Source organism: Xenorhabdus sp. SGI 60 (assembly GCF_056632175.1).
The window spans coordinates 1,433,011-1,451,534 of sequence record NZ_CP196860.1 but is presented as its reverse complement, the minus strand read 5'-3'; the positions used below and the strand labels follow the sequence as shown (position 1 = coordinate 1,451,534).

Annotated in this window: 18 protein-coding genes; 9 read left to right on the top strand and 9 right to left on the bottom strand. The window is 42.4% G+C overall.

From position 1 onward, the window contains the following. Entirely contained in the window at nt 1–771 is a 771-nt protein-coding gene (gene menH / locus ACSJJG_RS07025) for a 2-succinyl-6-hydroxy-2,4-cyclohexadiene-1-carboxylate synthase (protein ID WP_481088909.1), read from the bottom strand. After that, the gene (gene menD / locus ACSJJG_RS07020) at nt 768–2,441 is read right to left on the bottom strand and encodes a 2-succinyl-5-enolpyruvyl-6-hydroxy-3-cyclohexene-1-carboxylic-acid synthase (RefSeq protein ID WP_481088908.1); all 1,674 of its coding nucleotides are present in this window, start codon (nt 2,439–2,441) and stop codon (nt 768–770) included. The genes menH and menD overlap by 4 nt, the downstream gene beginning before the upstream one ends. 876 nt (nt 2,442–3,317) lie before the next feature. Here menD and pgaA point away from each other — a divergent pair. From pgaA to ACSJJG_RS06980, 8 genes are all read left to right on the top strand, one after another. After that, nucleotides 3,318–5,801: a poly-beta-1,6 N-acetyl-D-glucosamine export porin PgaA gene (pgaA, locus tag ACSJJG_RS07015; protein ID WP_481088907.1), complete on the top strand. Its 2,484-nt coding sequence runs from the start codon at nt 3,318–3,320 to the stop codon at nt 5,799–5,801. Between the two features lie 11 nt (nt 5,802–5,812). Then, nucleotides 5,813–7,849, top strand: a complete 2,037-nt coding sequence (gene pgaB, locus ACSJJG_RS07010) for a poly-beta-1,6-N-acetyl-D-glucosamine N-deacetylase PgaB (protein WP_481088906.1) — start codon at nt 5,813–5,815, stop codon at nt 7,847–7,849. After that, a complete protein-coding gene (pgaC, locus tag ACSJJG_RS07005) occupies nt 7,842–9,173 on the top strand; it encodes a poly-beta-1,6-N-acetyl-D-glucosamine synthase (protein WP_481088905.1) in 1,332 nt (443 codons plus the stop codon). Before pgaB ends, pgaC begins: the two co-directional genes overlap by 8 nt. Beyond that, nucleotides 9,170–9,592, top strand: coding sequence for a poly-beta-1,6-N-acetyl-D-glucosamine biosynthesis protein PgaD (gene pgaD, locus ACSJJG_RS07000; RefSeq protein WP_481088904.1), 423 nt, complete (start codon nt 9,170–9,172; stop codon nt 9,590–9,592). Before pgaC ends, pgaD begins: the two co-directional genes overlap by 4 nt. Before the next feature lie 224 nt (nt 9,593–9,816). Continuing rightward, on the top strand, nt 9,817–10,431 hold the full coding sequence (gene yfiR, locus ACSJJG_RS06995; protein ID WP_481088903.1) for a regulatory sequestration protein YfiR: 615 nt from the start codon (nt 9,817–9,819) through the stop codon (nt 10,429–10,431). Between the two features lie 5 nt (nt 10,432–10,436). After that, complete coding sequence (dgcN, locus tag ACSJJG_RS06990) at nt 10,437–11,699, top strand: diguanylate cyclase DgcN/YfiN (protein WP_481088902.1); 1,263 nt, start codon at nt 10,437–10,439, stop codon at nt 11,697–11,699. Then, nucleotides 11,696–12,184 (top strand): outer membrane lipoprotein YfiB, encoded by a 489-nt coding sequence (yfiB, locus tag ACSJJG_RS06985; protein ID WP_481088901.1) that lies wholly within the window; start codon nt 11,696–11,698, stop codon nt 12,182–12,184. Before dgcN ends, yfiB begins: the two co-directional genes overlap by 4 nt. 387 nt (nt 12,185–12,571) lie before the next feature. Then, nucleotides 12,572–13,495, top strand: coding sequence for an EAL domain-containing protein (locus ACSJJG_RS06980; RefSeq protein ID WP_481088900.1), 924 nt, complete (start codon nt 12,572–12,574; stop codon nt 13,493–13,495). A gap of 25 nt (nt 13,496–13,520) precedes the next feature. On the opposite strand, the gene ACSJJG_RS06975 is transcribed toward ACSJJG_RS06980, so the two are convergent. The 5 genes from ACSJJG_RS06975 to ACSJJG_RS06955 form a co-directional block, all read right to left on the bottom strand. After that, a complete protein-coding gene (locus ACSJJG_RS06975) occupies nt 13,521–14,123 on the bottom strand; it encodes a type II toxin-antitoxin system HipA family toxin (RefSeq protein WP_481088899.1) in 603 nt (200 codons plus the stop codon). Further along, nucleotides 14,116–14,691, bottom strand: a complete 576-nt coding sequence (locus tag ACSJJG_RS06970) for a hypothetical protein (RefSeq protein ID WP_481088898.1) — start codon at nt 14,689–14,691, stop codon at nt 14,116–14,118. Before ACSJJG_RS06970 ends, ACSJJG_RS06975 begins: the two co-directional genes overlap by 8 nt. Before the next feature lie 489 nt (nt 14,692–15,180). Then, on the bottom strand, nt 15,181–15,489 hold the full coding sequence (locus tag ACSJJG_RS06965; RefSeq protein WP_481088897.1) for a hypothetical protein: 309 nt from the start codon (nt 15,487–15,489) through the stop codon (nt 15,181–15,183). Nucleotides 15,490–15,710: 221 nt separating this feature from the next. Then, complete coding sequence (locus ACSJJG_RS06960; RefSeq protein WP_481088896.1) at nt 15,711–15,986, bottom strand: PAAR domain-containing protein; 276 nt, start codon at nt 15,984–15,986, stop codon at nt 15,711–15,713. 196 nt (nt 15,987–16,182) lie between these two features. Next, on the bottom strand, nt 16,183–16,641 hold the full coding sequence (locus ACSJJG_RS06955; protein ID WP_481088895.1) for an SDR family NAD(P)-dependent oxidoreductase: 459 nt from the start codon (nt 16,639–16,641) through the stop codon (nt 16,183–16,185). A 46-nt stretch (nt 16,642–16,687) separates the two neighbouring features. Between ACSJJG_RS06955 and ACSJJG_RS06950 the strand changes: the two genes are divergently transcribed. Beyond that, nucleotides 16,688–17,385 (top strand): IS1 family transposase gene (locus tag ACSJJG_RS06950; protein ID WP_223281913.1). Its coding sequence is split into 2 segments (ribosomal slippage): nt 16,688–16,937 and nt 16,937–17,385, totalling 699 coding nucleotides; the frame shifts between segments, so codons are not numbered across the junction. Between the two features lie 7 nt (nt 17,386–17,392). Here ACSJJG_RS06950 and ACSJJG_RS06945 read toward each other — a convergent pair. Both ACSJJG_RS06945 and tnpA read right to left on the bottom strand, forming a co-directional pair. Then, nucleotides 17,393–17,710 (bottom strand): SDR family NAD(P)-dependent oxidoreductase, encoded by a 318-nt coding sequence (locus tag ACSJJG_RS06945; RefSeq protein ID WP_189761480.1) that lies wholly within the window; start codon nt 17,708–17,710, stop codon nt 17,393–17,395. A 95-nt stretch (nt 17,711–17,805) separates the two neighbouring features. Further along, nucleotides 17,806–18,234, bottom strand: coding sequence for an IS200/IS605 family transposase (gene tnpA / locus ACSJJG_RS06940; RefSeq protein WP_189761458.1), 429 nt, complete (start codon nt 18,232–18,234; stop codon nt 17,806–17,808). Nucleotides 18,235–18,524: the final 290 nt, after the last annotated feature.

Here is an 18,524-nt window from a genome sequence, read left to right as displayed (position 1 = left end):
TTAACCAAAAAGTGATAAAAAACAGTTCACTGCACTGGTAAAAGCCGCAGGATTGCCGTAATGAGCATTATGTCCAACTTGAGGAATAGTTGTTAATGGCAGTGTATATTGCTGCGCTATGCTCTGGAATTTACGATCATTTTCCCCACATAAGTAAGAGAAAGGAATAGATATGTGCTGTAAAGCAGAAACCAGCCAAGGTTGGCGGCCTAAAGAGGTATTTTCCAGCATATCTGCGATACGATCTCCCCTGTTTTGACTGCGCAGATGAATAAGTTGCTCACGTTGTGCCGTCGTTAAATCAGCAAATATCGGTTGTTGATACCAATCAGGCAAGACTGACGCCATTGGCTCCTGACGAAAACGCTGTGCCCAATGCTGATCATTGCGTAATCGCACATCACGCTCCTGCTGGGAAAACAGACCCGGATTTCCGCCTTCCACCAGCAATCCGCGCAAGCCATTTTGTTTGCCATAGAGCGCATGGTACATGGCAATTCGTCCTCCCAGTGAATAGCCAATCAAACAGTACTCATTGATTGGACACTCCGCTAAGGTTGCTCCCAACAATTCACTCATCTCAGCAAAACCGCCGGTTAAGGCTACATCAGCAGAATTACCGTGCCCGGGTAAATCAATAACCAGTGAAGGATATCGATCACAAGCATCCACGACAGAAGACCAATCGTCGCCGGTTCCCAATAATCCATGCAACCAAACTAACCATGTCCCTTGGTTATGTGTATGAAATGTCCGAAAATTTAGTTTCACAAAGACGCCACCTGTTTGAGCAGTTCTTGCAGGCAGACCACTCCGGCATTGCCTGGAACTTTTAACTCAACCAATGTCGTCTCCTTACGATCCCATACTTGTTGGGCACACCGTTTTAATGCCGGCCAATTTTGTGGTGCCGCATAGTTTAAGCCGAACATGGCAGCAACATGATCAAAATTGACATCTTGCGGCATACAGTAAAAACGCTGGCGTTCTTCCTGCGGTGTTGGTAACAGAGAAAAAATCTGCCCGCCATTATTATTCACTATGATCAATAACATCGGTTCAGAAAGATTGCGTAATAAAGCCAGGCTATTTAGATCATAGAGGGCCGAGATATCACCTATAATCGTGAGTGTCGGTTTATTTGTCGCCCGCTGTACGCCTGCTGCGGTCGCAATCAAGCCATCTATACCACTGGCACCTCGGTTACTGTAAACCGGATAACCCACGGGAAGCTGCCCCAAAGCATCAACTAAGCGCACAATCAAGCTATTTCCGACAAACAATTGTCCCTGTCCTGGCAGCAATTGATGCAGTTGATGCGCAACCGCTGCCTCGCTGAATTCTCCCGTCAACTTTGTTTCAACACACTTAAACGCGCTTTTTGACCATGAATTCAATTCATCTGCCCAAGGTACTCGTGAATATGCGGGATGTTCCCGTAACCAATCAGTCACACTGCAAGTAAATTTGCGCCCTCTATGGTTTGCAGGATCAAGCCTGCCGGCAATGGGATCGACAATCCAATACTGCTCAGGTTGGCATTTAGCCTGCCATTGCAACAGTCGCTTACCTGTCAGGCTGGCGCCAAATTGGATCACCAATTGCCCTTGCGCCAGAATCTCCTGAGTGCGGGAGTGAGTCAGCCATAAATCTGCACATGGCAAAGGCTGCCCCGTTTGAGACAACACATCACCAATAAGCGGCCATCCCATCTCTTTTGCCCACTGGGCAACATAGTTGCCCTCTTCTGCGCTCATTCTCCCTGCCAGTACAATTCCCTGTTTTTTCTGCCAGATATCCCAATCAACTGCCTTGATGGTGGTATGCATTTCTGGCAGGGTCAACCACGGTTCATTCCCTTGCCACCAATCCCCCAATGTTTGCAACCAATCTTGATGCGCTGTCATCTCATTACCATACAAAGGCTCCGCAAACGGGCAATTAATATGTAGAGCACCTTGTTTCAGGTTTGACATTGCATTATCGATGGAAGAAATCAACCAACTGGCAGGGATCTCTCTGGTTGGTCGTGGCAGGGCTAAAGTTTGCGCGGGATGAGAGGCAAAAATGCCTACCTGACGAATAGCCTGATTGGCACCACAATCGATTAATTCAGACGGCCTGTCCGCGGTGAGAAATACCAATCGCTCTCCCGTCAATCCTGCTTCAATTAGAGAAGGATACAAATTGGCAACTGCCGTTCCAGACGTCACAATAACCGCAATCGGCTCTTTGCCCGCTTTTGCCAACCCTAAAGCCAAATAGCCCAACCCGCGCTCATCAAAATGAGTATGACAGATCAACTTATGATTTTCTGCGGCAGCCAATGTCAATGATGTTGAACGAGAGCCGGGAGCAATGCAGATATGACGCAATCCGTGGCGGGTTAATGCTTCCAATAAAAGTTCCGCCCAGCGGCGGTTGAGTGCGCTGTTTGACATGTAATGCCCAAAAAGTTCTTTCAAAAATGAGGCCAAAGAATAAGAGATAATTATATAAGACGCTCTTGATCTTAATGCGGATAAAAACAATTTCCTTATCTTAGTTCAAGGAATTGTCATTTAATTGGCGATATTTCAGCTATAAATGAGAAATATAAAATCCATTGATAACAAAACTGAAAATTAATGAGTGATTGAACTAATACCTTCTCAGACAAATCTGAATACGATCATCTAACGTTATCTACAAATGATAACAATATCCATATAATTACTAATGTAAATAACTCATACTATATTGTTTGAAATTCACACACAAAAGAGAATGACCGAATGTCAATTTCGCTAACATTTTCGGTATGGTGATTAAAAATAGTATTTAATTTTGAAATATAGTCATATTACGATTAACAAACCCCAATTTTATACTGAAAAACAAATTAATCTCACTTTAACGCATTTATTTAAAATAAAAGTTCCAACAACCAATAACATTCAGTCTTCGGTAATAAAAAATATTTACACTCAGTCTAAGTTTTTTTCATTGAAATCAATCCCAATATTCATCTTTATTTTTCAAAACATTTTTACGACAGAGGAATAAAAACATAACCAATTGATCTAAAACAAATAAAATAATTTCGAAACATAAATATCATATTTATATATTATTTTATATAGAGATAGTTCTAATATAAAACCAAATAGCTTTAATTATTTCATAAAATTTTCCCATTGATATAAATTCACGCAATACGTATTATTCTGCCTCTTCAAAAATGAAGAATGCAAAAATTCATCTTAATCTAAATTAAATTAAATTCCGTCTGGTCCTGCTATTTGTAAAACCAACAAGCAGTATAAAAAGGGGATAGCGTGTCATATCTTTATTTCCGTCCGATAGGCTTTCATAGATATCGGTATAAGCTGTTATCGTTATTTATTTCATTAAGTTGTTTAATCACAACGGAATCCGCTCAGGCAGATTACGATGCATTAATTCAACAAGCCAGAAATGGCAATACCAATCCTATGCTCGAATATATTCGTCAGGAGGAGAAACGACATCGTCTTTCTTCCTCGCAAGTTGCTGACTGGTTGCAAATTGCAAGCTGGACTGGACATGATGATGAAGTCATTTCGCTCTGGAAACGCTATCGCTCAATGGTTATGCCTGCCAGAGGGATCGCGGCTGTTGCCCGAGCCTATCGCAACCAACGTCAATGGTCACAAGCAATACAGCTATGGCGCACAGCCCTGACCCTGGACAAGCAGAACAGAGACATCAAAGCTGGCTTTATCATGACACTCGCCGATGCCAAACAAGACGCAGAAGCCCGTCGTTTGGCAAAAGATTTATTGGCTCGTCAACCCGACGCCGCTAATTACCGTTTGCTGGCCTACGTTGACCAGGCTGCCGGCCGGATATGGCATGCCATGCAAGTGCTTTCTATCGCACATAAACGGTTTCCCGACAATAAGGAAGTCACCCAAGACTATCTGTTCAGCCTCAAAAACAATCGAGTCAGTGATCCTGCATGGCGCCTGGGACAACAGCACGCTACACAATTAACCACGGCGCAACTGCGCAGGCTGGAAGCTGACGCCGCAGCAGAATTGGTTCGCTTGTCAATGATCCCTAATCGCAATGAAAAAGAGCGCTTTGACATTGCTGACAGGGCACTTGCACGCTACGAACATATGCTTTATCAATGGCACAACCTACCCGATGCACAACAAGATTATCAACGGGCGCGCATTGATCGGCTTGGTGCTTTTCTTTCCCGCCATCGGATGCAAGCAGTCATTGATGAATACCAGACGTTGCAAAAACAAGGTATACCTATCCCGGGATATGCACAGAAATGGGCAGCAGCAGCCTACCTTAATCTGCGCCAGCCAGAAAAAGCGCGGGATATTCTGCACTCTTTGAATTACCCTGATGAAAATATTTCGTCGTCAGGGAAAATATCCTCGCCCAATATTCCCCTTGAAGATGATATCGTCCTTTTTTATGCGAATGTGGAAAGTGAGCGTCTGGATGCCGCTCAACAACTTGCCACCGATATCAAACAACGCAACCCTTATATGCTTAATGTCTTTGGGTCTCCCATTCGTGTTCCGAATGATGACTGGCTACAAGGGCAGCAATTTTTAGCGGAGTCTGCACAATTACGTGAAGATCTTGCCGAAGCAGAAAAACGCTTTACCCATTTAGCCCGCACAGCACCTGGCAACCAGAAATTACGGATTGACCTGGCGGCTATCTGGCTGGATCGTGGTTGGCCACGTCGTGCTGAGAGTGAATTAAAGCAAATTGAAGGACTCGATCACCGTAATCTGGCGTTGGAAATCCAGCAAGGTTATACCGCTCTGGCTTTGCAAGAATGGCGACAGCTGAACTTGCTGACCGATGATGTCATTACCCGCGCACCAGAAGACTCGCTCGTTAAACGCCTTAACCGTCTGCGTAATGTGCATCATATGTCAGAACTGCAAATTAGGGTCAATCAAGGCCTTAATTCAGATAATCCAGAAAGTGGCAAACACAGTTCAGATATTGACACAGTACTTTATAGCCCTCCCTTTGAGGATAATTGGCGCTTATTTGCCGGTGGTGCTTACAATCGCGGCCAATTTTCAGAAGGCCGGGGGTTGAACCGTGATTTACGCGGCGGTGTAGAGTGGCGTTCGCGGGATCTTTGGCTAGAAGGTGAAGTTTCTGCGCGTCATTATCGTCATGGCAGCAAGGTGGGATTACGGATCGCAGCCTGGTATGACTTCAATGATCAATGGCGACTGGGTGGCTCCGCAGAACGTCTTACCCGTAATACCCCCCTGCGGGCGTTGAGCAATAATATTCATGCCAATGGTGGACAAATTTATGCCCGCTGGAGATACAGTGAACGCAGCCAATGGAGCACTCGTTTTACCCCTGCATTCTTTTCAGATGGCAACCATCGTTTTGAATATAGCATTGACGGTCTTCAACGCCTATATACCGCTCCTTACCTCAAACTTGATGGGCAGTTGGAACTGAGCACAACTCACAATACCCGGCAAAATACACCCTATTTCAATCCCAAAAGCGACTTTACCTTCCTGCCTGAGCTGGAAGCAGACCATGTCATATACCGGCACTATCAAACCGTCTGGAGCCAGCAAGTTGTGGCGGGTATTGGGCAATATTGGCAGCAAGGATACGGCAGTGGCCTAATCACAATGGTGGGATATGGCCAGCGTATTAAATGGAATGATGTTATTGACGCAGGGGTAAGGCTCACGCTGGATAAACGTCCTTATGACGGTAAACGAGAGAGTAATCTGCAAGCTGCTTTTGATTTAATCTATCGGTTCTAAAGGATTTTTTTATGATACACACTGTTTTTCGTCATTGGTTGATGGTATCAGCACTGCTGATTAGCTTGTTGATCCCCCAGTTTGGCATGCTGGCATATGCAGAAAAACCTGATTTTATTCCACCAGCGCAACGACCGCTTGCCATGAATGAACGCCCCTGGCCTAAAAATGGCTTTGTAGTTCTGGCTTATCATGATGTCGAAGATGATGGTGCAGATCAGCGTTTTATGTCAGTCCGTACCAGCGCATTAAACGATCAGTTTGCCTGGTTGCGGGAAAATGGCTACCAGCCGGTTACCATCGACCAAATTCTTACTGCCAATCAGGGCGGTACGCCATTGCCGCCCAAGGCTGTATTACTGACTTTCGATGATGGCTATAGCAGTTTCTACCATCGCGTATTTCCGCTGCTGAAAGCTTATAACTGGCCTGCCATTCTGGCTCCCGTTGGGATCTGGGTTGATGCACCAGCCGAAAAACCCGTTGATTTTGGTGGGTTGATGGTCGCGCGGGAGCGCTTCACTACCTGGCAACAGGTGGCTGAGATGTCTCGTTCTGGTTTAGTGGAAATAGGCTCCCATACTTATCAGCATCACTATGGTGCTATCGCCAATCCACAAGGCAATACCGAGCCGGCCGCGGCCATTCGCATTTACGATCCGAAAACAGGTAACTATGAAAGTGAGCAGGCGTTTCGCCAGCGGATGGAAAAGGATATTACCACTATTACCCAAAGAATTATCGCTGCCACAGGCAAGCAGCCACGGGTCTGGATTTGGCCATATGGTATCGATAACGGTGTTACGCTGGAAATAGCCAAACGCTACGGCTATAAAATGGCACTGACCTTGGATAATGGGCTGGCAAACGTCGACAATCTTGATAATGTGCCACGTATATTGCTCACACATAATCCTTCCCTGAAAGAGTTCGCCGAGCAGGTAATTCAGGTACAAAATAAACCGATCTTACGGATTGCCCATATTGATCTGGACTATGTTTATGATCCAGACCCCGTTCAACAAGCCCATAATCTCGACAAGCTGGTCCAGCGCATTGCCGATCTGCGCGTCAATACCGTTTTCCTGCAAGCCTTTGCTGATCCCAAAGGGGATGGCAATATACGGGAACTCTACTTTCCTAATCGCTGGCTACCGATGCGGGCTGATCTCTTTAACCGTGTTGCCTGGCAACTGCACAGCCGCCTGAACATTGAAGTTTATGCGTGGATGCCCGTTCTGGCCTTTGAACTGGAGTCTTCACTCCCGCGGGTGATGAGCTATGACGCAAGTCATAACAAACTGATTGTAAACCCGACACAATATCGACGTTTATCGCCCTATAACCCAGAAAATCGCCGCAGGATCAAAGAGATTTATCAAGATTTGGCCTCTCATGCCGTTTTTCAGGGCATCCTGTATCACGATGATGCAATCATGTCCGATTTTGAAGATGCTGGCACAGATGCCATCAAAGCTTATCAGGCCGCAGGTTTATCTGCTTCCATTGCAGAAATTCGGCAAGATACAGAACAATTCGCCCGTTGGACACGCTTTAAAAGCCAATACCTGATTGATTTCACTCATGAGTTAACCAGAGAACTCAAGTCAATACGGGGTTATCAGATCAAAACTGCGCGTAATATTTTTGCCCTGCCCATTCTGGAACCGGACAGCGAAGCGTGGTTTGCCCAAAATCTGGATGACTTCCTCGCTCACTACGATTGGGTTGCCCCAATGGCAATGCCATTGATGGAAAATGTGCCACTAGCAAAAAGCAATCAGTGGTTATCCCGATTGGTGAAAATCATTGCACAACGCCCACAAGCACTGGACAAAACTGTTTTTGAATTGCAATCCGTAGATTGGCGCAAGCCACTGGATAAAAGAGCGATCCCAGGGCACCAATTAGCAGAGTGGATGCGTCAATTGCAGCTCAATGGCGCGCAGAGCTTCGGTTACTACCCTGATGACTTTCTTAACAATCAACCAGAAATGAATGAGATTCGCCCTGTTCTTTCTCCTGAATGGTATCCACTTCATGATTGATCGTATTATTGCTTTTATCGTGCTCTGCCTGGTATTGAGCATCCCCCTCGGTATTGCTATCACCTTTACCGGGGAAGTCATGCTGAACTTTGTTTTTTTCTGGCCTTTGTTCATGTCGGCCATCTGGATCTCAGGCGGGATCTATTTCTGGCTCTATCGGGAAAGACATTGGAAAATCGTTGACGAAGAAGCTCCGCATCTTGAAGGAAAACCTCTAATTTCAATTTTGATCCCTTGCTACAACGAAGGGCCAAATGTTCGCGAGACACTGCTGGCCGCCTTGAACCAGCGCTATCCCAATATTGAAGTGATCGCTATCAATGATGGTTCAACCGACAGCACCGCGGATGAACTCAATGCGATGGCGAAACAATATCCAGCCTTGAGAGTGATACACCTAAAACAGAACCAAGGCAAAGCCACTGCACTTCAAGCAGGTGCCGCTGCCGCGAAAAGTGATTATCTGGTCTGTATTGATGGCGATGCCCTGTTAGATCGCGATGCGGCTGTTTGGCTGGTCAAGCCTATGATTGATCATCCCCGTGTTGGTGCTGTTACCGGTAATCCCCGCATTCGCACACGATCCACTTTAGTTGGGCGCATTCAGGTTGGGGAATTTTCTTCCATCATTGGCCTAATCAAACGAACCCAACGGGTTTATGGTCAGGTCTTTACCGTGTCAGGGGTTGTTGCAGCCTTTAATCGCCGGGCACTGGCCGACGTGGGATATTGGAGTAATGACATGATCACAGAAGATATTGATGTGAGTTGGAAACTCCAGTTACACCATTGGTCTATCTTTTTCGAACCCCGCGCACTCTGCTGGATTTTGATGCCTGAAACCTTGCGGGGATTATGGAAGCAGCGGTTACGTTGGGCACAGGGTGGAGCCGAAGTTTTCCTGAAAAACCTGCGTCAATTGTGGTCATGGCAATATCGCCGCATGTGGGGGTTATTTGCTGAATTCTGCTGCTCCGTTATCTGGTCATTTACATTTGCCCTTTCCATCATTTTATTTTTACTCGGCATGTTCATCACATTACCGGAAAGCATTCGCATCTATACCTTATTTCCACCTGGGTATACGGGGTTAGTTCTGGCAGCTACCTGCCTGATCCAGTTTACCGTCAGTTTAGTGATTGAGCGACGCTATGAAAAACACGTTGCCTCATCGCTGTTCTGGGTAATTTGGTATCCAATGGTTTATTGGATGCTGAACCTATTTACGACGTTGGTATCTTTTCCCAAAGTGATGCTTAAAGTACACAGAAAACGCGCTCGCTGGGAAAGCCCTGACAGGGGAATAGAGAGAATCGAATCATGAAAGAACCATTGATTTTTACCGAACAAAGGTTATGGCCTCGTTTAATTGATATTCTGTTGACCATCCTGGCTTGGGCAGGTTTTATCTATTTATTCATGGTGGGATTATTTTACGCCTCCCATAATGGTCCCAGGCCTTTTACTTCGACATTATTTACTTCAGAACTGGGCGTCATCACCCTTTATATTGCCATTGCCATATTTAATGCATTTTTGCTTATTGGCTGGGCAAAATACAACCAACGTCGATTTAGGATCGAACGTCGTCGTCATCGACCTGCATTAACCCACGCTGAGGTGGCGCAGAGTTTTACTTTGGAGCAAAGGTTGTTTGATACCTTAAGGCAAAGCAAAGTTTCCAGTATCACTTATGACAATCATGGACATATAATAGGAATCAATGAAGATGTTTCAATATAGAAATAGCCATTTATTCACTAATAATGAAATTATACCTTTAAGGTATAAATTAGATTGCCAATAATCTTATTTGGCAGGCAACAATTTTACAACCTATCTCATTAAGGAAATAACACTGAATGAGATAGGTCTTGGCTGAGAACAGATTTTATCAATAACTTCAACACGACCATTTACAATATGCAAAACAAATACTGGATGAAAAATAAATACTGGAACCCGATATGAACGTGATTGAACGGATTCATCATCTTTGTAAACGCACTATTTTTAAACGTTGTGTCTCCAGAGTATTTCTACGGGTATTGATGACCTTATGCTTAATCACCGTCACATGTAATTCAGCAGTAATGGCTATGCCTGACACCAATGAAAAACGAATAATCAATGAAAAAACAGCACGCAACGAAAATGTTGCGCGGGTAGTTTCTGGAATTATCAGTTATACCCACTGGCCTATTACACCTACTATTCTGCACTTATGTCTGGTTCCTCCATCCAATTACATTAGCGCCTTAACTCACATTGATATGATTTCTGATCACACAGAACTGCAAGTTGAAACACTAAATTTCAACGTAGAACAACTCATAGAAAGATGTGATGTCATTTACTATGGTCAAGTTGATCCACAACTTCAACACCAGGTGATCAACCTGAAAAATGACAAGCCATTGCTTACCATTGCTGAAAATAATCTGAACTGTGAAATTGGCAGCGCATTTTGCCTCAACATTAACAGCACTCCGGCAACATTTAGCCTCAATCTTGATATTCTGACGCGCAGCGGCGTGCGCGTACATCCGAATGTCCTGCAATTGGCTCGTAAAGTGGAATAATCTATATGAAAAAACATTATTCACGGATGCCATCACGCCCGAATTTACGTCATGCTTTCCACCGGATCCATTTGGTCATTACGTTTATCATATTATCCGTAGTCGGCTTGTTTTTATCGTTGCTGGCACTGCTTGCCATGCAGAAATATGCCGAAAACAGTTTAAAACTGATTGCCACGACCATTGCCCATACCGCACAGGCAGCAGTGGTTTTTCAGGATAAAACCGCAGCAAACGAAATATTGGAAATGATTGCCGTTCACGATGGCTTTACAGAAGCCAAGATTTTTGATGCTAAACAACAGGTGTTAGCCAGTTGGCAAGCCAATCAAGAGACCCGTACTGGCAATTTCAAGAAATTGATCAAGCACTGGCTATTTCCTGAACCTTTCACCCTGCCAATTTACCACCATCAGCAAAAAGTAGGCTCAGTCTGGTTAATTGGTAACAGTTGCCACATCATCAAATTTATTTATCAAGCCCTGCTGGTGCTATTTGTCTGTCTGCTGTTCAGCGCCGTCATTTCACTCTACCTCTCGTTGCGTATGCATGATGGTATTGTCAGAGCTCTGCAAAACATTACGGCCGTCGCCCATGATGTGCGGCAACGGCGGACATTTTCCCGGCGCGTGCCCTCTGCCCATATTGCTGAACTGCATGAGTTAAGCCAGGTTTTCAATCACCTGCTAGAAGAACTGGAAGAGTGGCAACACCATCTGCAAACAGAAAAAGCCGCTTTAACCTGGCAAGCACAACATGATTCCCTGACCGGCTTACCAAATCGGGCAACTTTTGAACGTGTTCTTTCAACCGTCATGAGCGATAAATTTATGCGTGAAAGTGCAGCGATATTATTTATTGATGGTAACAGGCTGAAATATGTCAACGATGTTTATGGACATGCTGCCGGCGATCACGTGCTTGTCACTATCGCCGCCACCTTAAAACGAAGGGTAAGAAAAACAGATACCGTTGCCCGACTTGGCGGAGATGAATTTGCTATCCTGTTGCCCTCCGCCAATCGAGAAGATGCAGAACGCGTTGCCAAAAATATCATTCATGCCATGGATACCCCGATTCTCCTTCCCAACGGACAACACCTACGTATCACACTCAGCATCGGTATTGCATTATCCAATGGTGAACTAACGGCAGAACAACTACTCTCTGAAGCCGATGCGGCGATGTATCACATAAAACAGCGAGGCGGTGGCTGGTATTCCGCTGATACAACAAAACTAAACTATCTATCAAGGAACCCTCTATGAGCAGAAATCGTTATTGTGTATTTATCTTTGCGTTTATTGGCGCACTTTTCCTCAGCGCCTGCCAGAATAAAGAGGCTTTGACAGCCGCACAAATCGCCGCACTTAAGCAACAGGGATTTCAACAAACCGATGAAGGTTGGTTATTTGGTATATCAGAAAAGGTGTTGTTTGGTAATAACCAATTTCACTTACGCCCAGAAGGTGAAACAAAATTAAAACAACTCGCCAGTATTTTATCCAAAGTTGGTATCCACCACGCACGCCTCGATGGTCACACTGACAATTACGGAGAAGTGAGTTACAACAATCAATTATCATTGAAACGAGCCAACACCGTTGCAGATGCACTGACACAGGGAGGTATGCAGCGCACTAATCTGACAACTCGTGGATTAGGGCCAAGCCAACCTATCGCCGATAACCGAAGCTCAAAAGGTCGGGCAGAAAATCGTCGGGTTGCCATTGTGATAACGACACCGCAATAGAGCTATATCATGAAGCAGACAATATGGGTTTTAAAACAGCCCGGTTTATTACGGGCAACCTGATAATATATTGATATAAATCAAATAATAATTTAGCCACGGATGGCAGTAATATTTGTTTATCTTGATCATCCTCAGCAATTATAAAAAAATCCCTCCCAATTTAGCCATATAGTCATATAGTTATTTCCCGTCTTTAAATTCTTCCTGTAACATAGCCGAAGTTGTTTTCGCAAAAAAGAGCCTCTTTTTTTGTAATCAATAAGTTAATAAAATTTTGCATAGTTTGGATAACAAGCCTACTGTTAAGTAATGGGCTTTATCAAGAAAGGAGATATGATGGAGCTGAATCTGAAATCATACCGATCCCTGTATCGGATGTTTGTGATGTTATTCATCACCATCACTGTCAATACAGGCTTTATATTTTGGAGATTATTTTCCAATTATCAGGATAATATCCAACCAGATGTAGAGTCTGCATGTATATTTATTTTATTGTCTCTGCTTACACTCATATCAGCGGTGTTTTTTTATAAACATACCAAAACCATTACTATCCCAGAATATCGTTTGAAAAAAGCGATTAAAAACAAGCAATTCATTCCCTATATACAGCCCATTATTTGTAGTAAAAACAATGAAATCATTGGATGTGAAATCCTTGTTCGCTGGCAACACCCCATTCATGGCTTATTGACGCCAAATAAATTTATCGCACAAATTGAAAAATCAGATTTGATTATTCCCTTAACGCATAACCTAATCACCCAAGTGAGAGACTATTTTGCGCCTATTGCTCATCAATTACCGACAAATTTCCATTTTAATTTCAATATTAGTGCAAAACATTATAAAGATATTAGGTTAATTGATGATTGTCATCAGTTTCTGAAATCATTTCCAGCAGATTCCATCAAACTGATTTTGGAAATTACCGAACGAGAAGTATTGGAACTCGATAATCATACTATTAGTTTATTCAATAAATTGTATGAATTAGGCGTATTAATTGCATTAGACGACTTTGGTACAGATTTCTCTAATTACAATTATTTACAAAAAATTAATATTAACTTAGTGAAAATAGGGCATAACTTTATTAGCAAAATGAATACCGATATGATTTCAAAAAATATTGTGGAAAATATCATTGACCTTGCCCTGCGATTGCATCTGGAAATTGTGGCAGAAGGAATTGAAAACCAAAAACAGGTTAATCAGTTGACGAACTATTCTGTCGATTATTTGCAGGGGTATTACTTTGACCGTCCGATGCCGTTGGAAGAGTTTGTCAAAAAATGGTTATGATAAGAATTCTCCCTGCAAAAACGCCTTACGAGGTCTTTAGCTCTGACCATTTCTGGTCCATATGCTGTCCAATGGTAGCTGCTAATGTTTTATCGATTTCCAACTCTTTAGCAATCGATTGAAAACGACAAGTTTCGTCATAAATTTCTTCAAGCATATTGATCAAAGGGATAGCGCTAGAGAAGCCCGCCTGCCCTGCCAATTTCTCCAGCGCTGTAGGAGTAATCACTTTACCATTACCGTTAAATGAGGTCATATGTTCGTTATAAGGCGATGGCATATATACCACATCATAAAAAGGTGAAAGCCGCCAGTTATCAGTATCATCAGCCAAATAAGCAAAATTTTTGGCATGATCATCCTGATTAACGGTGAGATAGTTAAACAAAGCACGTTTCAACAATTTTTGTGCTTCCTCTACACCACACAGGAGTCTTGTCGCTTTAACCAAATCAATATAATCCAAAGAAGGCTCTCTAAATGATGCATCCAGTAATCCACAAGCTGAAATCATGTGGTAACGACCTCGTTCCGAACAATCAAACCGAGTTTGCTGTAACCAAAAACGTCCATTTCCTGCCTCCAATAAGTCAAAATCAGGAACTTCAATTCCAACATTTCTAGCCATTTTCATGTAGGCATATAACACGACCCCCTACATTCAACACAAAAAAAACCGCCCCCACCTCAATAATATACTCTTTTCCCCCAATATTGTTTTGATGTGTTAATAATCCCCCATCTCCACACTTTATTTTATGGAGTGGAGGACCAGCACCACAAGCACCAATAACACAAAGAGGGCAAAAAAGATCATCACCCCCAATCCTCAAATTCTTTATCTCCTTCTTGCCAAACAATAAAAGAATCATCTCTCCTTTAATAAAATAAGAAAAAAATATTGGGGCCTCATAAAAAACACCCCAACAACATCCTTCAAAAATATAAGCTAACCGTTCTAAGGCGGTCACCATGGTGGGATTATAGCTATTTGCCCGAAACACACGATCCATTAAATACAACCCCCAACCATCAGGTGAACTGTCACCAAAAACACCATGTAACCCATAATGAGGCTCTTTGGGGGCTTTTTGTAATGAAGTATCCGCTTTAATCAAAAAAGGAGAGATTGATTTCGGATGAATGGCAAGATATGACTCATCATATTGAAAATAAACGCCCTCTCTATTACCCACTGCCCTACCAAGAAGGTACTTCCATCAAAAAATTTTCTTTTTTCCTTCAATGGAGTATTTAGTATTTTTTACTTTCTCAACCATCTTGGGTTGCCCCCCCCTATACTCCTTTTGGTCATTTATGATAGCGGATATAACACATATCTCGTCCAAAATAATATAAGACCCTCCTGAAAGGAATTTTTCCCTGTACCCTAAATTCTCGATGGTGTTCTACACAAAACACGGAACCGTGGCTCTATGTCTACAACATATTTTTTTTGTTGTTCGTGTTGTCCCGTGATAATATCTTTTTTTTCATGCTGCACAACAGAGGGTGTAGAGAGAAAGCATTGGTGTTACCCATGTTACTATTATAACAATATTTAGCAATTATAATGCAAAATTGTCACAATAATAGCAATTCAAGATGCATAATGGTGAATACAGACAAGCATGGTAATTCATCAAGTATTTTTGTGTAATTTTTAAACAAATCATCCTATTATTTTAATCCACGGCCTTATTTAAAATCTTAGCCTTACCATGCTTATTCAACAAAATAGGGAGTTTATGCAAAAATACATAACCATCATGTTGAAACCCAATCAGAACCTTATTTAAAGGAGATATAAAAAATGTATCACCATCGAAAAAAACAGAGTTCAATTTTAAATAATTCCCAACAAAATCATCAAGATTATTTGCATCCATCAAATAGACTTCATCCTTTATATAAAAATCTTCATTAATTATAAAAACATCACTGCAAAGATATTCTTTTAAATTGATGAGTTCTAATATTTCAGAATCACCCATTCTATCCCAGGCCTCTATCTTTATTATAAATTTAAATCTACTTTCTTGTGCAAATCAGACATAATTTAGTAAAATCAACCCTCCACCAATAATAGAGTGAAACATCAAGTCAGCCCTATCCATAATGTAATTTTTATAGCTTCCCTTACTATTTCCTAATAATATCAAAAGGTGAGTTATCACTGCAAAATTACTGCTACTGAATCGCTAAATTTTTAGGCCTATTTTTGGTAAGTATCAGGAATAGAATGGATAAGGCCAGCATTACAAGGACAAGTAGTCCGGCTATCCAAAGTCCCTGCTAATTTCGTTCCTTTATCCAAGAAAGAGCTAACTCCACCAACAACAGTATAATTTCCCGAATATCTCCCGCAAGTCACAGCAGAACCTTCAATTGCTGCCTGTTTTCCATAAAATTGAATATTGCGGGTTCCAGTCAGAATAGCACCGCCACACGTCGTTTTGTCGCCGACTGTCAAAAAGTTTCCTTTTGCCATCTTATTTCCCCTTGTTTTAGATTAAATTTATAGTGAAATAACTTATTATAGTTTAACTCAATACTTAAATATTGTAGATAATCTTTATTTTTCAGTATATTTATTATACGCATTATTTTCCGAAAACATCAATCTACCTTATCCTGTCCGTCACGGATATTATTATGTATCAATTCAAGAGAGCGGTATTTAAAGTTTATTTTACCATTAAACCACCATCAACGGGTAAACAACAACCTGTAATGAATTCCGCTCTGTTACTAGATAACCACACGATGGCATTAGCCACTTCTTCCACTTCCCCAATCCGTCCAATTGGGTGGGAGTCACCATACGCATCTAAATTATCTCCAAAAACATTGACTGACATATCTGTCCTGATTAATCCTGGACACACAGAATTAACCCGAATATTTAACTTTGCCATCTCTAAAGCTGCAGACTTTGTCAATCCAACCACCGCATGTTTACTAGCAGTATAGGCACATCCTCCTGCATAATTCGCTTTTAAACCTGAAACTGATGCGACATTTACTATTGCTCCACCTGATTGCTCCATTAACGGTATCTCATACTTCATACATTGATACACGCCCGTCACATTCGTCGCAATGACCTCATCCCATACTTCATCTGGATATTCGGGTCGTGACATCAATTTATTGAATCATGTATAGTATGCCTATTTGGAGAACATTCAGATGGCAAAGATTGATGTGACCTGTCCCTCTTGTTGTGCAGTTAAAGGGATCCACCGTAATGGGCGCTCACGTTCTGGTCAGCAACGTTATCTTTGCCAATCCTGCCGTCACTCCTGGCAACTCGAATTCACTTATGCCGCTTGTCGTCCCGGTACACATAAACAAATCGTCGATATGGCCATGAATGGCATGGGATGTCGGGCGACAGCACGAGTGATGGGAATTGGCCTGAATACCGTTCTTCGCCATTTAAAAAGCTCAAACCCAAATCGGTAACCGAAACCATTGCTCCTGGCACTGAAGTGATTGTCTGCTGTGAAATGGATGAGCAGTGGTCGTACGTGAAGTCAAAGAATCAGCCCCGCTGGCTCTTTTATGCCTACGACAGGATAAGACGAAAAGTGATCGCCCATGTTTTTGGCCCGAGAACAAAGAGGACCTTGGGGCGTCTGATGGCTTTGCTGGCGCCTTTTAACATAGTGGTCTATATGACAGATGGTTGGAGAAGTTATGAAAAAATACTGGCCGGTAAACTGCATGTGGTCAGCAAGCGTTATACACAACGCATAGAGAGGCATAACCTGAATCTTCGTCAGCATTTGGCAAGACTGACTCGCAAGACCTTATCTTTTTCAAAATCCATAGAAATGCATGACAGAGTCATTGGGTATTATTTGAACATTCGTCACTATCAATAAATTGGAATCATGACCGATATTCGGTTATTTTTGTAAACGAAGCACCAAACATTCCGGCATTGTTAACAGCAATATCTAAACGACCATAATACGCTTTAATATATGCAAATAGCCGTTTAATGTCTGAACGTTTACTCATATCAGCAGAATAAAACGCGCAATTAGCATTATGTGGCATTTGTGCTATTGCTTTACTGCCTTTATCAACATTTCGCCCTACCAAAAGGACTGTTGCATCCCTTTTCGCAAATTCAATAGCAGTAGCCAATCCTATTCCTGCCGTTCCTCCCGTAATTAATACCACCTTATTTTCAAATGCATTCATAACCTATCCCCTTTAACTGAACAACCACCGACTAAAGTCGGTGGGTTAGTGATTAACGGACTGAAAGTCCGGATACGCGTCGGCTAAACGACGCGTCAATCGTCCATTCTGAAATTATCATCCGGGTTCGGTTCAAAATGATGCTCCAGATAGGCCCTTATCATCTCATCCGTTAATTGACCCACCGTGGCACAAAAATAGCCTCTACCCCAAAAATGTTGACCCCAGTATCGCTTTTTCAGATGCGAAAATTCTTCAAACAACTTACTCGCTGTCCTTCCCTTCAGTCTCCTCATGATTTCTGAGGGCGCTAATGTCGGAGGACTACTCACCAGTATGTGAATATGGTCTTTGCTTACTACGCCCTTTAATATCCTGATTTCAAACGTTTCACATGTCTGACGGACTAATTCCCGTACCCGTATAGCCACTTCACCTGTCAGCACTTTGTACCTGTATTTTGTTACCCACACAAAATGATATTCAATCTGGAATACTGTGTGACTGCCGTATCTGTAATCCATGTTGCACCTCCAGTACAACACAGTATTGCAGCTAAAGCTGACCGACTAAAGTCGGTGGTTTTAACCTTTCATATGGAAGAATAAATAATTAACTTCACCTCATCCTTTCAAATTACCACACACCACAACTGTAATTAGAATGGACGTTTTCCCATAATAAAACTTTCATCTGTTCTTACAGTGAACATTTTGAATATTATGCCTAAATCCTTATATTTTATATGTTAAAAATAATCAGAACCAAAATGCATTTAATTCATAAAAAAGATATCATCAATATTATTTCAACC